This is a genomic window from Hydrogenophaga sp. GW456-12-10-14-TSB4 (assembly GCF_059424305.1).
On record NZ_JBWKZH010000021.1, the window covers coordinates 24,586 to 38,795 of the forward strand.

The 14,210-nt window shown below is 69.9% G+C and carries 14 protein-coding genes; 9 read left to right on the plus strand and 5 right to left on the minus strand.

The annotated features are described in order from the left end of the window. Positions 1-17: 17 nt before the first annotated feature. From AC07ZS_RS12410 to AC07ZS_RS12420, 3 genes are read right to left on the minus strand one after another with little or no spacing between them, the layout of a single operon-like run. Entirely contained in the window at positions 18-929 is a 912-nt protein-coding gene (locus AC07ZS_RS12410; protein WP_494798908.1) for a LysR family transcriptional regulator, read from the minus strand. Between the two features lie 43 nt (positions 930-972). After that, positions 973-1,179: a hypothetical protein gene (locus tag AC07ZS_RS12415; RefSeq protein ID WP_494798909.1), complete on the minus strand. Its 207-nt coding sequence runs from the start codon at positions 1,177-1,179 to the stop codon at positions 973-975. A 46-nt stretch (positions 1,180-1,225) separates the two neighbouring features. Continuing rightward, positions 1,226-2,788, minus strand: coding sequence for an acetolactate synthase large subunit (locus tag AC07ZS_RS12420; protein WP_494798910.1), 1,563 nt, complete (start codon positions 2,786-2,788; stop codon positions 1,226-1,228). Positions 2,789-2,929: 141 nt separating this feature from the next. Here AC07ZS_RS12420 and AC07ZS_RS12425 point away from each other — a divergent pair, with 141 nt between their 5' ends. Then, positions 2,930-3,649: an alpha/beta hydrolase gene (locus AC07ZS_RS12425; protein ID WP_494798911.1), complete on the plus strand. Its 720-nt coding sequence runs from the start codon at positions 2,930-2,932 to the stop codon at positions 3,647-3,649. Between the two features lie 15 nt (positions 3,650-3,664). Here the strand turns inward: AC07ZS_RS12425 and AC07ZS_RS12430 are convergent, their stop codons facing one another. Continuing rightward, positions 3,665-4,603, minus strand: coding sequence for a LysR family transcriptional regulator (locus AC07ZS_RS12430; RefSeq protein ID WP_494798912.1), 939 nt, complete (start codon positions 4,601-4,603; stop codon positions 3,665-3,667). Between the two features lie 116 nt (positions 4,604-4,719). On the opposite strand from AC07ZS_RS12430, the gene AC07ZS_RS12435 reads away from it, so the two are divergent. From AC07ZS_RS12435 to AC07ZS_RS12450, 4 genes are read left to right on the plus strand one after another with little or no spacing between them, the layout of a single operon-like run. Further along, complete coding sequence (locus AC07ZS_RS12435; RefSeq protein ID WP_494798913.1) at positions 4,720-5,865, plus strand: cupin domain-containing protein; 1,146 nt, start codon at positions 4,720-4,722, stop codon at positions 5,863-5,865. Between the two features lie 35 nt (positions 5,866-5,900). Continuing rightward, positions 5,901-6,875, plus strand: a complete 975-nt coding sequence (locus AC07ZS_RS12440; protein ID WP_494798914.1) for a Bug family tripartite tricarboxylate transporter substrate binding protein — start codon at positions 5,901-5,903, stop codon at positions 6,873-6,875. Positions 6,876-6,893: 18 nt separating this feature from the next. Further along, positions 6,894-8,240, plus strand: coding sequence for a 2-oxoadipate dioxygenase/decarboxylase HglS (gene hglS, locus AC07ZS_RS12445; RefSeq protein WP_494798915.1), 1,347 nt, complete (start codon positions 6,894-6,896; stop codon positions 8,238-8,240). Next, positions 8,237-9,658, plus strand: a complete 1,422-nt coding sequence (locus AC07ZS_RS12450; RefSeq protein WP_494798916.1) for an FAD-binding oxidoreductase — start codon at positions 8,237-8,239, stop codon at positions 9,656-9,658. Before hglS ends, AC07ZS_RS12450 begins: the two co-directional genes overlap by 4 nt. A 4-nt stretch (positions 9,659-9,662) precedes the next feature. Here the strand turns inward: AC07ZS_RS12450 and AC07ZS_RS12455 are convergent, their stop codons facing one another. Next, positions 9,663-10,703 (minus strand): LacI family DNA-binding transcriptional regulator, encoded by a 1,041-nt coding sequence (locus AC07ZS_RS12455; RefSeq protein WP_494798917.1) that lies wholly within the window; start codon positions 10,701-10,703, stop codon positions 9,663-9,665. A gap of 148 nt (positions 10,704-10,851) precedes the next feature. On the opposite strand from AC07ZS_RS12455, the gene AC07ZS_RS12460 reads away from it, so the two are divergent. Genes AC07ZS_RS12460 through AC07ZS_RS12475 form a run of 4 tightly spaced genes read left to right on the plus strand, consistent with a single transcriptional unit; the run spans position 10,852 to position 14,206 of the window. Next, complete coding sequence (locus AC07ZS_RS12460; protein ID WP_494798918.1) at positions 10,852-11,754, plus strand: MBL fold metallo-hydrolase; 903 nt, start codon at positions 10,852-10,854, stop codon at positions 11,752-11,754. 11 nt (positions 11,755-11,765) lie between these two features. Continuing rightward, positions 11,766-12,557 (plus strand): SDR family NAD(P)-dependent oxidoreductase, encoded by a 792-nt coding sequence (locus AC07ZS_RS12465; RefSeq protein ID WP_494798919.1) that lies wholly within the window; start codon positions 11,766-11,768, stop codon positions 12,555-12,557. Between the two features lie 7 nt (positions 12,558-12,564). Continuing rightward, positions 12,565-13,326: an SDR family NAD(P)-dependent oxidoreductase gene (locus AC07ZS_RS12470; RefSeq protein ID WP_494798920.1), complete on the plus strand. Its 762-nt coding sequence runs from the start codon at positions 12,565-12,567 to the stop codon at positions 13,324-13,326. Positions 13,327-13,336: 10 nt separating this feature from the next. Further along, positions 13,337-14,206 (plus strand): branched-chain amino acid ABC transporter permease, encoded by an 870-nt coding sequence (locus tag AC07ZS_RS12475; protein WP_494798921.1) that lies wholly within the window; start codon positions 13,337-13,339, stop codon positions 14,204-14,206. The last annotated feature ends 4 nt before the right edge of the window (positions 14,207-14,210 follow it).

Below are 14,210 nucleotides of genomic sequence, written 5' to 3' on the forward strand. Positions count from 1 at the left end.
GAAATCGGGTGACTGGATTAGACGGTCTGCGGTTTCAGCAAAGCAGGCGCCACCGACAGGATCAGCTGGACGACCTCGCGCAGTGCCAGCGTGGATGGCCGGTGCAAGGTGGTGCCCAGCACCACCGAACGCGAGAGCACCGGCTCGACGATGCGCAGGGTGGCCAGCCGTTCGCGCTCGGGCGCGCTGAGTTGGCCGGCGGTGATGGCGAACCCACCGCCATGGGCGGCGATCGCATGCTGGAGGTGGATGGAGTCGGCCTCCGCGCCGATCCTGAGCACCGTGTCCCGCTGTCGCGCCAGCGTCTCCAGCCGCGAGCGCATGGGATGGGGGTTGGAGGGCAGCACCAGGGGCAGTCCCAGCACCTCGTCGAAAGCGATGGTCCGGCGCGCGGCGAGCGGGTGATCGAGGGGCGTGATCAGCAGCAGCGGCAGCCGGGTCAGGACGGGCTCGTCCGGGCGCGCGGTGTCCTCTTCCCGCAGCAGCAGCGAGAGGTCCAGGCGGCCTTCCTTGAGCCACTCTTCCAGCTGCGCGCTCGATCCCTCGATGATGTGCAGCTGCACCTCCGGGAAGCGGTGCTTCACCTCGCCGAACAAGGGGCCGGCCAACAAGGCCACGGTCGATGGCAGCAGGCCCAGCCGGACCTCGCCCATGGGAATGCCCCGGCTGGAGCGGATGTCGTCGGCCAGCTGCTCCGAGGCCAGCATCATGGCCTTGATGCGGGGGTAGATCCGTTCACCCAGTTCGGTCAGCACCACACCCCGCCCCGTGCGCCGGAACAGGCGGCTGCCGGATTCCTCTTCAAGCTGTGCGATGTGCCGGCTGACGACCGATTGCGGCATGTCCAGTGCGGCGCTGGCGCGCGAAATGCTGCCGAGCTCGGCGACTTTCGCGAACAAATGCCATTTCGGATCCAGGACGGTCTGCACGGCGGTATTGTGTCCGGGAAACGGCGAGGCGCTCCACGGCCCGCTAGGGTGTTCGTTCTGCGTGACCGGCCTGCACCGCTGCGCGCCCGATCTCGATCAGGGTCTGCCTCAGCCACTTGTGTCCGGGGTCGTGGTGCTGGCGCTCGTGCCAGGTCACGCTGACCTCCACGGCCGGCACCTCGAACGGCAGCGGCAGCACCTGGATGGGCAGGACCGCGGCGTTGGAGCGCGCCACCTGTTCCGGCACCACGGCCAGCAGATCGGGCGCATCTTCCTGCGGCCCTGACGGGGCGCCGTCACAGCACCACTTCGATCAGGCCGGGGCCGGGCGAGGCGAGGCTGCGCCGCACCGCGTCGGCCATCTCGCCCAGCGTGGTGACGCGGCTGGACGGCACGCCGTGGCCGGTGCCCAGGGCCACCCAGTCCAGCGCGGGGCGGTCGATGCTCAGCATGTCGGCGGCGCGCCGGCCGGGGGCGCCGGCGCCCACCTGGTTGAACTCGCCGCGCAGGATCTGGTAGTGGCGGTTCGCGAACACGATGACCGTCACGTCCAGGCTCTCGCGCGCCATGGTCCACAGGGCCTGCAGTGTGTACATCGCGCTGCCGTCGCCTTCCAGGGCGATCACGCGCCGGTCCGGCGCGGCGATCGCGGCGCCCACCGCCACCGGCAGGCCGTAGCCGATGGAGCCGCCCATGTTGGTCAGCCATTCGTGCGGTGCGGCGCCCCGCGTCGCGCCGTCGAACGCGCGGCCGGTGCTGACCGCCTCGTCCACCACGATGGCGTTGTCCGGGATGAGCGCCGCCAGCAGGGCGCCGATGGTCTCGGGGTTGAGCAGGCCGTCCTCCAGCTCGGGTCGCGCCGGCGCGCGCTCGACCAGGGTGGCCTGCGTGCGCGTGGCCCCCAGGGCCTCGCACAGGGTGTGCAAGGCCTCTTCCGGGTCCTGCGCGGCGTGGGACAGGGTGTGGAACCGCGTGCCCGGGGGCGCCAGCCGGCCGGGCTTGTCGGGGTAGGCGAAGAAGGCCACCGGTTCGACCGCGTTGACCCGCACGATGTGCTCGAAGCGCGACAGCACCTTCAGCGCCGCCTCCACGGCATAGGGCAGGCGCGGAATCGCGACGCGGCCGGCGCCGCGCTCGATGCTGGGCGAATAGAACTCGGACATCACCGCGCAGCCCGTGGCCGCCGCGATCCGGCCGGCCCAGGCCGTGGCACGGGCCAGCGTGGCCCGGCCGCCCAGCAGCAACAGCGTTCGGGGGCCGTGCTGGCGCAGGTGCGCGGCCAGCTCGAGCACCTGGCGTTCGTCGACCGGCTCGGCCGGGGCTTCGCGCACCGGGCCCAGCCCCTGGGGCGCGTGCGCGGCGGGCGACCACGCCCTATCCGCCGGCAGCACCAGCGTGGCGATGCGGCCGGGGCGGCCGCGGGCCTGCGTGACCGCCTCCCGGCCGTCGGCCTGCAGGCGCTCGCCCGAGGCGATGGTGCGCACCCAGTGCGACATCGGCCGCGCGACGCCTTCGATGTCCGAGGTCAGTGGCGCGTCCAGCGCGAGGTGCGTGGTGGCGTGTTCGCCGACGATGTTGACGATGCCCGAGCGCGCCTTTTTGGCGTTGTGCAGGTTGGCCAGGCCGTTGGCCATGCCCGGCCCCAGGTGCAGCAGCGTGCCCGCCGGGCGCTGGCGGATGCGGTAGTAGCCGTCGGCCGCACCGGTGACCACGCCCTCGAACAGGCCGAGCACGCAGCGCATGCCTTCGATGCGGTCGAGCGCGGCCACGAAGTGCATCTCCGAGGTGCCGGGATTCGCGAACATGGTGTCCACGCCGCCTTCCAGCAGCGTGTGTACCAGGGCTTCGGCGCCGTTCATGCGGGTCTCCTCTGTGGGGTCCATTCAGGGTGTCGGGGGATTTCAACATGCCTGGCGCGCGCGCCGGCATCGACACCGCTGATGCCGCCATCGAATGGCGGGCATGGCGCGCAGGGGCCTGTGCGCTTAGATTGCGGGCCCATGACGCTTCAAATCTCTTCCCTGCCTTCTCCCACCACCCTGTCCGTGACCCCTGCCGGCGTGCGCGTGCCCACGGTGTACTGGTCGCCCGAAGGGCCGAGCCGCGGCATCGTGCTGGCCTGTCACGGCGGCAGCGGCCACAAGCTGTCGCAGGCCGTGCTGGCGATCGCGGCCCACTGCCTGCCCCTGGGCCTGACCGTGCTGGCCATCGACGGCCCGGTGCAGGGCGAGCGGCGCAGCGACGGCAGCCTCGACCCCGTGGTCGCGCGCAACGCCTTTCGCGAAGCCTGGCGCGCCGGCGTCGGGCGCACGGGCATGGCCGAAGAATGGCGCGCGGCGCTGAATGCGCTGCTCGCCGTGCCGGGCCACGCGGGCCTGCCGATCGGCTACATCGGCGTGTCCATGGGCACGGCCTACGGCCTGCCGCTGCTGGCGGTGGAAGCGCGCATCCAGGCCGCCGTGCTGGGCCTGTGGGGCACCACCTACCCGGCCAGCGAGCACCTGGCGGCGCACGCGCAGCAGGTGCGGTGCCCGGTGTGGTTCACGCAGCAGTGGAACGACGAGTTCTTCGACCGCGAAGGCACGTTCGCCCTGTTCGATGCCATCGGGTCGAGCGACAAGCGGCTGGTGGCCTACCCCGGCCCGCACCGCGAGCTCGAAGGCGCGCGCCTGGCCGATGCGGTGGCGTTCATCGCCGGGCGCCTGTTGCCCGCGGCCTGAGGGCCCGGCCCGGCGTCAGAGGGTCGCCCGGGTCGACAGGGCCTGGCCGATGTCCCTGAGCTTGCCGCGAAGCCACTTGTGGCCCGGGTCGTTGTGCATGCGCTCGTGCCAGGTCATGCTCACGTGCACGGCGGGCACGCGAAAGGGCAGGGGCAGCACCTGCAGGGGCAGCGTTTCCTGCGATTGCATGGCCAGGTGTTCCGGCACGACCGCCAGCAGGCTGGACTTCGCCACCACACCGGGCAGCAGCGTGAGGCTGGACACCAGCAGCGCGACCCGCCGCGACTGGCCCAGCGCTTCCAGGGCCTCGTCCACGATCACCTCCATCGTGGCATGCACCACGGGCGGCGCGCCCCAGCGCACGTGGTCCGACTCGGTGAACTGCTTGAGGCTCAGGCTGCCTTGAACGTCGGGGTGGTCCTGGCAGGCGATGCACACCAGGCGCTGCGGGTACAGCGTCATCTGCCGCAGCTCCGACGGCGGCGTGCGCACGAAGGCCAATGCGAGGTCGAACTCGCCGTCGCGCAGGTACTCGGACAGGCGCCGGGGGTCGCCCGGGTGCACGGTGAAGCGCATGCGCGGCGCTTCCTGGCGGGCCACCGCCATCAGCTCGGGCAGCACCACCCGCGAGATGCCGTCCGAAGACATCACCTTCCAGCGCGAGGTCGATGCCGCCGGGTCGAACTGTTCGTCGGCAAAGCCGCGCCCTTCCAGGAAGTCCGTCATCTCGCGGATGCGGCTGACCAGTTCGAGCGCGCGCGGTGTGGGCTCCATGCCGGTGGTGGTCTTGACCAGCAGCACATCGCGGAACACCTCCCGCATGCGCGCGAGCGCCGCGGACATGGCCGGCTGCCCGATGTTCATGCGCTCCGCCGCCCGGGTCACATGGCGTTCTTCCACCAGGGCCTCGAGGTATTGCAGTTGCTGGAAAGTGAGGCGGTGCAGCCCGGTCATGTCGGCATTGTCTCCTGGTCCTGATCGACTGAGGCGAATGGCGTCATCGACGTCGGGCCATGGCGTCGGCCGTCGAAAGCCCATCCAATACGCAGCATATCAACGGAGACCCATCCATGACCACCCTGAGTACCCCAACGGCCCCTGCGGGCGCCCTGTCCCTCGAACAGATGAACCGCCAGCTGGCGAGCTTTCCCGGCTATCGCGTGGCGGAGCAGTCGCCGGCCGCCGCGCACCGCGACGCGGTGCTGCGCCTGTTCGGCGGCCCGCTGACGCCGCTGATGGCAAGCGCCGACGCCCAGGGCCGTTTTGCCCGCGCCGCGCTGTCCTGCCCGCCCACCGCCTGCACCGGCAAGCTGGAGCTGGCCCAGGGCGCACAGACGCAGCCCTGGCGCAACCCCGATGCCATCGAATGCGTGTTCTGCGTGGAAGGCCGCGTGGAAGTCCGCTACGGTCCCCAGCTGGCGAACCGCCTGACGCTGGGCCGTTTCGACATGGTTTCGATCCCGGCCAATGTGCGCCGCCAGCTCGTCAACGTCGGCGACGAGACCGCCCGCACCGTGAACGTGCTGAGCGTGGCACCACAAGGCCGCTACGACGCCGTGTTCGACGCCGCGCTGGCGCCGCAGGTCCCGCCCGCCGCCGCCGGCGCGCTGGGTGTGCGCTTCGACAGCGACGCCGGCGATGCGATCGATGCCGCGGTGCTCGAAGGCCGCGTGACGCGCTTCGAGACCCTGGTGCCCTACAAGAAAGACCTGAACCGCACCAGCGGCCTGCCGCCCGAGGCCACCGAAGCGCTGTCGGCCGGCAACGTGTTCCCGCTGATCGTGCCCGAGGGCCACATCGGCCGCTCGCGCACCGCGCCGATGTACGGCAACCAGGGGCTCTACATCTCGATCGCCGAATGCCGCGCCGGCACCGACGGCCCGCCGCCGCACGCCCATTCCGACACGCAGGAGTCGTTCTACGTGCTCGACGGCACCTTCGACATGTGCACCGGCTTCAAGAACGAAAGCGTGGTCAAGGTCCAGCCCAACGACCTGATCGCCATGCCCAACAAGGTCATGCGCACCTTCTGCAACACCACCGGGCGGCCCGCGCGCCTGCTGGTCATCATCCAGGGCCCCGACCGCATGAGCGACACGGTGTCTTTCTCCCGCGACATCGGGCAGGATTTCGCCAAGCGCTTCGGCCCCGAGACCATCGAGGCCTATTCCAAGATCCGCATGACCTTCGACGCCGAAGAGCGCGTTGGCATCTGATGCCCGCCTCACGGAACGAGTACAAAGAGACAACCATGAACCGACGAATTCTGCTGGCCACGGCCATCGCCTGCTCCGGCGCCGCCGCGCTGCCCTTCACCGCGTCCGCCCAGGACAAGTTTCCTTCCCGCCCGATCCGCCTCATCGTGCCGGCCGCGCCGGGCGGCAGCACCGACATGGGTGCGCGCATCGTGGCCAAGCTCATGGGCGAGTCGCTGGGGCAGCCGGTGGTGGTCGAGAACAAGGGCGGCGGCGGTGGCCGCATCGGCCCTTCGGAAGTGGCCCGCGCGCCGGCCGACGGCTACACGCTGCTCTACGGCAACAACATCGGCCAGGCCCTGCTGCCGGCCGTGGTGAAGACCCTGAGCTACGACCCCTTGAAGAACTTCGCGCCGGTCGGCGGCGCGTTCTGGTATTCCACCGTGATCGTGTGCAACCCCAAGGCCCCGTTCGACGACCTCAAGGGCATGATCGAGCACGCGAAGAAGAACCCGGGCAAGCTCAATGTGGCCACCGCCGGCCCCGGCAGCGGCAACCACTTCAGCAGCGAGCTGCTGAGCAGCATGGCCGGCATCCAGGTGTCGCATGTGCCCTACAAAGGCAATGCGCCGGCCACGCAGGACGTGGTGGCCGGGTTCGCCGACTGCATCCACATCGGTGAAGCCAAGCCCTACCTCGACACCGGCCGGCTCAAGGCCATCGCCACCACCGGCGTCAAGCGCGACCCTCGTTTCCCGCAGCTGCAGACGGTGGACGAACTCGGCCTCAAGGGCTTCGACGCCACCTGGTGGCAAGGGGTGTTCGCGCCCGCCGGCACGCCCAAGAACGTGATGGATGCGCTGTCGTCCGCGATGCGCAAGTCCATCGAAAACCCCAGCGTCAAGGAAGCGATGTTCGACGCCGGCTTCGTGCCCGAGTTCATGGCACCGGCCGAGGTCAATGCGCGCATCAAGAGCGACATGGTCAAGTTCCAGAAGATCGCCACCGACGCCAAGATCCACATCGACTGACAAGGTCATCCGCCTCCCATGAGCCATATGCATCCGGACGACATCCGCACGCTGTTCTCGCGTGCCATGTCGGATCTTTACCGCACGGAAGTGCCTCAGTACGGCAGCCTGTGCGACCTGGTCGCCCAGGTCAACGAGGCCGAGCTGGCCCGCAACCCCCGGCTGGCCCAGCGCCTGCGGCGCGACGGCCAGCTCGACCGCCTCGAAGTCGAGCGGCACGGCGCCATCCGCCTGGGCAGCGCGCGCGAGCTGGCCACCATCCGGCGGCTGTTCGCGCTGATGGGGATGCGGCCCGTGGGCTACTACGACCTCAGCGCGGCCGGCGTGCCGGTGCATTCGACGGCGTTTCGCCCGGTCACCGATGCCTCGCTCGACCACAACCCGTTCCGCGTCTTCACCTCCCTGCTGCGGCTGGAGCTCATCGCCGATGCGGCCCTGCGCCAGCGCGCGCAGGAGATCCTGTCGCGGCGCCAGATCTTCACGGCGCGCTGCCTGGCCCTGCTGGAGCAGGCCGAGCAGCAGGGCGGCCTGGCGGCCGGGGACGCGCGCGAGTTCGTGAGCGAGCTGATCCACACCTTCAAGTGGCACCACGAAGCCACCGTGGACCTGGCGACCTACCGCCAGCTGCGCTCTGCCCACGCGCTGGTGGCCGACATCGTGTGTTTCAAGGGACCGCACATCAACCACCTGACGCCGCGCACGCTGGACATCGACCAGGTGCAGCAGCGCATGCCCGGCGCCGACCTGGCGGCCAAGGACAGCATCGAAGGGCCACCGCGCCGCGCGGTGCCGGTGCTGCTGCGGCAGACCAGCTTCCTCGCGCTGGAGGAGCCCATCCGCTTCATCGGCGAGGCGGGCGACGGCACGCACACCGCGCGCTTCGGCGAGGTGGAGCAGCGCGGCTGTGCGCTGACCCGAAAGGGCCGGGCGCTGTACGACCAGCTGCTGGCGCAGGCCCGCTCGGGCGTGAAGAACGCCTTCGACGCCTTCCCGGACGACGTGCAGGCGCTGTTCCAGGACGGGCTGGCCTTTTTCCGCTTCGAGGTGGACGCCGCCCGGCTGGCGCAGACCGCGCCCCCGGCCGATGCCGAGTTGCCGCAGCTGGTCGCGGGCGGCTGGCTCGCCCTGACCCCCATCACCTACGAAGACTTCCTGCCGGTGAGCGCGGCGGGCATCTTCCGCTCGAACCTGGGCGAAGAGGTGCGCAGCAGCTACGACAGCCAGGGCCAGCAGGCGGCGTTCGAGCAGGCGCTGGGCAGCCCGGTGATGGACGAGATCGCGTTGTACGAGGCCGCGCAGGCGGCCTCCCTGGCGGCGTGCGAACGCCGCCTGCGCGCTGCGTGCGCCACGGGCAGCGTCGGATGACCCGGCCCGACATCGACACCGGTCTCGCCGATCGCCTGCGGGACCGGCTGGGTGAACGCGGCCTCGTGCTCGACCGCCCCGACATGGCGCCTTACGAGGCCTCCGCGCGCCACGGTTCGGGGCAGGCGCTGGGCGTGGTGCGTCCGGCCGACCTGGCGCAACTCGCCTGGGTGGTGCGCGAGCTGATCCACAGCGGCGCGCAACTGGTGCCGCAAGGCGCGGCGACCGGCCTGGTGGGCGCGGCCACGCCCACGGCGGATGGCACGCAGTGGGTGCTGTCCACGCAGCGCTTGCGCGATGTGCTGCACATCGACCCGGTCAACCGCAGCGCCACCGTGGCGGCGGGCTTTCGGCTGTCCGACGTCAACCGCGAAGCGCAGGCGCACGGCCTGTGCTTCCCCATCGATCTCGGTGCGGACCCGACCATTGGCGGCATGGTCGCCACCAACACCGGCGGGGCCCGGCTGATCCGCTACGGCGGCGTGCGCGAGAACCTGCTCGGCGTGCAGGCCGTGCTGGCCCATCCCGCCGGGCAGCTGGTCGGGGCCGACCGCAACCTGCGCAAGAACAACACCGGCCTGGACTGGGCGCAGCTGCTCTGCGGCAGCTTCGGTGCCTTCGGCATCGTGGGCCGGGCCACGATCAAGCTGCACCCCCTGCCGCAGCAGAGCGCCACGGCGCTGGTGGCGGTGGACTCCGCCGACACCGCCGTCGCCCTGGCGTGCGCGCTCGAACAGGACATGGGCGATTTCGTCAGCGCGTTCGAGGGCATGTCCCACGGCGCCCTGCAGGCGGTCGAGCGCCACCAGGGGCAGGGCGTGTTTGCGCAGACGCCGCCCTACGCGGTGCTGATGGAGGTCTCCAGCGCGGTGGCGCCGGGCCGCGGCCTGGACCTCGAAGGCATGCTCATGGCCTGGCTGGAAGGCCGGATGGAGCAGGGCGGCATCCTGGACGCCATCGTCGACAAGCCCGCGCAGCTCTGGCGCATCCGCCACGCGATCAGCGAGTCGGTGCAGTCGCAGGGGCGGCTGGTCGCGTTCGACGTGGCGGTGGCGCGCTCCGCGTTCGCCCCGTTTCGCGACGAGGCCCAGGCGCTCATCGAACAACACCTGCCCGGCGCGCGGCTCTGCGACTTCGGCCACATCGGCGACGGCGGCGTGCACCTCAACATGACGGTGCCCGACGACACCCAGGCGGCGCAGATCGAGGCCTTGCGCGAGGCCCTGTACGAAGCGGTGGTCGTGCGCTTCTCGGGCAGCTTCAGCGCCGAACACGGCGTGGGGCCCTACAACCAGCGCTTCTACGACCGCTTCACCGAAGCGCCGCTGCGCGGCCTGTGCTCGGCCCTGCAGCAGGCGCTGGACCCGGGCCTGCAGCTGGGCAACGTGCGGCTGGGCGAGGCGGCGCTGCCGGCCTGAGGAATCAGCCGGCCAGCGGGGGTGCGCACGAATGACGCAGCACCATTTCGGTCGGCATTTCGAGCATGCGGTAGGGCGCGCGTTCTTCGCCGTCCTCCCGCAACCGCTCCAGCATCATCTCCGCCGCCCAGCGGCCGCACAGCGCGATGTCCCAGCGCACGGCGGTGATGGCCGGCGTGCTCAGGCGCACCAGCTCGGTGTCGCCGATGCCGATGAGCGAGAGCTCGCGCGGGACCGACAGGCCCAGGGTGCCGACGGCCGACATCACACCGGCCAGCATCTGGGTGCCCAGGCAGATCACGGCGGTGGGCCGTTGCGCCTGCCCCAGCATGTGCTTGGTCGCGCTGAAGGCCATGTCGCCGCCCGAGGCTTCCAGGATCGCCTCCAGCGCCGGGTCGTATTCGATGCCGGCTTCCTGCAGCGCCTCGCGGTAGCCGGCCAGCCGCTCGCGGCCGGGCCGGATCGAGGCGCTGGGGGTCATCAGCGCGATGCGGCGATGGCCGAGCCCGATCAGGTGGCGCGTGGCCTCGTGCGCGCCCATGCGGTGGTCGGGCCCGACCGCATCGCCGATGCCGAGCAGATCGCGGTCGTGGAACACCACCGGCAGGCGCAGCGACTGCAGGGCCTGCAGCGTGCGCGGGTGCAGTTCGTCGGCGATGCCGGCGATGACGCCGTCCACCCGGCCCCGCCCGAACAGCTCCAGCAGCGCGACATCGCGCTCGGGCTGGCTCTTGTCGTTGGCCACGATGAGGAAGTAACCCTCGGCCTCCAGCCGCTCCTGCACCGCCGCGAGAAAACGGCCGTGCAGCGGGTTGGCCATGTCCGAGACGATGGCGCCCACGGTCATGGTGCGCTGCGTCTTCAGGCTCTGGGCCACGCTGTTGGGGATGTAGTTCAGCGCGCGGGCGGCCTCGAGCACCTGCTTGCGCAAATCGTCCGAGACCCAGTTCTTGCCGGTGAGCACGCGCGAGACGCTGCCGGGCGACACGCCTGCATGGCGCGCGACGTCGGAAACCGTGGGTTTTCGGGGCGAGGTCTCTTTCACGCCGGCGATTCTCCCACAGCTTGAAATTTACTGAAATCGATATGAGTTAACTTCAAAACAAGCCAGGGAATACCCTATAAAACGTGCCTAATATCGTTATTAGACTTCGTGCCATTCTCAGCCACTTCAGCCGCAGCGCATTTCCGACATGAAGACCATCACCCTGGGCAGCATCACCATCGACCGCGTCGTCGAATACGAAACCATTTTTCTGGACGCGGCGTGGATGTACCCCGCCGTCACGCCCGAGATGCTCGACCGCCACCAGGCCGAACTCGGCCCGGTGCTGATCCACCCCGAGACGAAGAAGCTCGGCCTGAGCTTCCACAGCTTTCTGATCCGCACGCGGGGCAAGAACATCCTGGTCGACACCTGCAACGGCAACCACAAGCACCGCGGCCCGCGCATGGCGTGGCAGCACCTGCTGGACTCGCCCGACTACCTGGGCAACCTGGCCAGGTTCGGCCTGCAGCCCAAGGACATCGACTACGTGCTGTGCACCCACCTGCACACCGACCACGTGGGCTGGAACACGCGGCTGGAGGACGGCCGCTGGGTGCCGACCTTCCCGAACGCCAAGTACGTCATGGCGCGCCAGGAGTTCGACCACTTCAACCGCCTGCACGCCGGCAAGCCCGACTACCCGGTGGGCCACGGCTCCTTCGCCGACAGCGTGTTGCCCATCGTCGAAGCCGGGCAGGTCATGTTCGTGGACATGGACCACCTGGTCGAAGGCACGCTGGACGACGGCGTCTGGCTGGAACCCACGCCAGGGCACACGCCGGGCCATGTGTCGATCCACGTCAAGGGCGGCGGGGTCGAGGCCATCATGACCGGCGACCTGATCCACCACCCGATCCTGTTCCTCGAACCCACGCTGGAGACGCAGCACAACTTCGACCAGGCGATGGCCAACGCCTCGAAGAACAAGGTCATCGAACGGCTCGCCGACACGCAGGACCTGCTGCTGACGGCGCATTTCCCCACCCCCACGGCCGGCCGCATCTGCTCGTGCAGCAGCGGCTTCCGTTTCCGCTTCCTCGACCAGTGAGCGCCACCACCATGAAACGACTCCAAGACAAGATCTGCCTGCTGATGGGCGGGGGCTCGTCCTTCCACGAGGGCGGCCTGAGCAACGGCCAGGCCGTCGCGCTCACCTTCGCCCGCGAAGGGGCTGCGCTGGCCGTGGTCGACAAGAACCTCGAGGCGGCGCAGGCCACAGCCGCGCAGATCGAGGCCGCCGGCGGCCGTGCCATTGCGCTGCAGGCGGACGTGAGCCGCCACGCCGACGTGAGCGCCGCCGTGGCCGCCACCCTGGAGGCCTACGGCCGCATCGACATCCTGCACAACAACGTGGGCATCGAGGTGCGGGGCGACGTGGTCGAGAGCAGCGAAGCGTCGTGGGACCTGGTGCACGACGTCAACCTCAAGAGCGTCTTTCTCACCTGCAAGGAAGTGATCCCCATCATGCAGCGCCAGGGCGGTGGCGCGATCGTCAACGTGTCTTCCACCGCCAGCCTCAAATGGAGCGCGCAGGCCTTCATCTCGTACAGCTCGTCGAAGGCAGCGGTGAACCACATGACGCGGGTCATGGCGCGCCAGTACGCGCACCAGAACATCCGCTGCAACGTGGTGGTGCCGGGCATGATCGACACGCCCCACATCCGCACGCTCTACAAGGACAAGACGGCCGAGGAGTTCGAGCAGATCATGGCCACGCGCAACGCGCGCTGTCCCATGGGCCGCCAGGGCACCAGCCAGGAGATCGCCAATGCCGCGCTCTTCCTGGCCTCCGATGAAGCGTCCTACGTCACCGGCGCCGTGCTGGTGGTCGACGGCGCCATGAGCATCTGAGGTGGACATGGAACTCCAACTGGCCAAAGACAAGGTGGTGCTGATCACCGGCGCCTCGCGCGAACGCGGCATCGGCCTGGCGACTGCCCGGCTGTTCGCCGAACACGGCGCCAAGGTCGCCATCCTCGACCTCGACGAAGGCGAAGCGAGCGCGGCGGCGCAAGGGCTTGGTGACGCGCACATGGGTGTGGGCTGCGACGTGACGGATGCGCAGGCCTGCCAGGCGGCGGTGGCCGCCGTCCTGCAACGCCACGGGCGCATCGACGTGCTGGTCAACAACGCCGGGCTCACGCAGCGCAAGGGCGTGCTCGACGTCACCGACGCGGACTACGAACTCGTGACCAGCGTGGTGCTCAAGGGCACTTTGCTCATGTCGCAAGCCGTGCTCCCCATCCTGCGCCGCCAGGGCGGTGGCAACATCGTGTGCGTGAGCTCGCTCTCAGCCCTGCAGGGTGGCGGTGTCTTCGGCGGCGCGCACTACTGTGCGGCCAAGGCCGGCGTGCTGGGCCTGGCGCGGGCCATGGCGCGCGAGTTCGGGCCGGACAACATCCGCGTCAACGCGGTCGCGCCGGGTCTCATCCTGACCGACTTCTCGCGCGGCGCGAACCCCGACTCGGCCAAGCACGAGCTGGCGCGCAGCTTCCCGCTGCGGCGCGTGGGCATGCCGGCGGACATCGCCGGCGCCTGCCTCTACCTGGCCAGCGACCTGGCGGCCTTTGTCACCGGCATCACGCTGGACGTCAACGGCGGCGCCTTCATCCGGCCCTGAGGAGCAGCGAATGGTCATCTCCCTCATCGTGGCCGGCCTCGCGCTCGGCAGCATCTACGCCCTGCTGGGCCTGTCCCTGGTGCTGGTGAACAAAGCCACCGACGTCGTCAATTTCGCCCAGGGCGAGATCGGCATGATCGGCGCCTTCACCGGCATGACCGTGCTGGCCGCTTCCGGCTGGCCGCTGCCCCTGGTGTTCGTGGTCGGCATGCTCAGCGGCGCGCTGCTGGGCATGTTCCTGGAGCGGGTGGTCATCCGCCCGCTGGGCGCCGCGCCGCACCTGAACCTGCTGATCGTGACGGTGGGCCTGTGGTTCATCTTCAACAGCGTGGCGGGCCTGATCTGGGGCTACGACCCCTACCGCTTTCCCTCGCTGCTGCCGGCCGAGCCGCTGGACCTCTTCGGGGCCAAGGTGCCGCCGAGCAGCCTGGGCATCGTGGCCGTGGCCTGCGTGGCCATGGTGCTGCTCTACCTGTTCTTCGAGCACACCCGCGACGGCATCGCGATGCGCGCGGCCAGCAACAACCCGCGCGCCGCGCGGCTGATGGGCATCCGCGTCGAGCGGGTGGCCGCGATCTCGTGGGCCGTGGCCTGCGGTCTCTCGGTGACCTCGGCCATGCTGATCGCGCCGGTCACCTTCCTGGACCAGCAAATGATGGTGCCGGTGATCCTCAAGGCGTTCGCCGGCGCCATCCTCGGCGGCTTCACCAGCCTGCCGGGTACCGTGGTGGGTTGCGTGCTGCTCGGCCTGGCCGAAACCTTCGTGGGCGCCTACCTCTCGGCCGCGCTCAAGGACGCCCTGGCCTTCACCCTGATCATCCTGGTGCTGATGGTCAAGCCCGCCGGCCTGTTCGGCCGCTCCATCCGAAAGAAGGTGTGACGTG